The following is a 594-nucleotide window of genomic DNA, read 5'->3' on the forward strand; positions in this document are numbered from 1 at the left end:
TGTAGTGGCATAATAAAATTGGACAGCTTCTAAGAGGTTATAATAACCCAAAGAAGGAAACTAGTATGACCAACAATCGCAATCAATATACCCGAGAATTCAAGCTTGAAGCCATCAGCTTAGTGACTGAGCATAAGCGTAAAATACCTGATGTAGCAAGCTCACTTGGCATTGGCAAATCCACCCTGCAGAAATGGCTGAGTCAGTATCGACAAGAAACGAATGGCCAAGCACCTAAAGTCGGCAACGCTTTAACGGATGAACAACGCGAGCTACAAGAATTGCGTAAGCAGGTTAAGCGACTCACTATGGAGCGCGACATATTAAAAAAGGCTTCTGCTCTGCTGGCCTTGGACAGCCTGAACGGCTATCGCTGATAAGCAAGCTTGCAGAGCAAGACAAAAGCGTCAGTAAACGCCGACTATGTGACTTATTTGGCATCATTAAAAGCAGCTACTACTATGGCACACAGACTAAGCCTATCGATATTGAACGTGTCAAACTCAAAGCCTTGATATGTCAAATATTCAATGACTCCAAACAATCAGCTGGAGCTCGCACCATTGTCGCCATCCTGTGGAATGAGCACAGTAT

1 protein-coding gene is annotated in these 594 nt (G+C 44.1%); it reads left to right on the top strand.

Annotation, left to right across the window (positions count from 1 at the left end; translation table 11 throughout):
• The first annotated feature begins 65 nt into the window (after positions 1–65).
• Positions 66–377, top strand: a complete 312-nt coding sequence (locus EI162_RS14470) for a transposase (RefSeq protein WP_025650617.1) — start codon at positions 66–68, stop codon at positions 375–377.
• The last annotated feature ends 217 nt before the right edge of the window (positions 378–594 follow it).

This window comes from Psychrobacter sp. FME6, from assembly GCF_014861365.1.
Classification (GTDB): Bacteria; Pseudomonadota; Gammaproteobacteria; order Pseudomonadales; family Moraxellaceae; genus Psychrobacter.

What these genes read in the sequence shown, in the direction of transcription:
- EI162_RS14470 (WP_025650617.1), top strand. Translation starts at nt 66, where the DNA reads ATGACCAACAATCGCAATCAATATACCCGAGAATTCAAGCTTGAAGCC.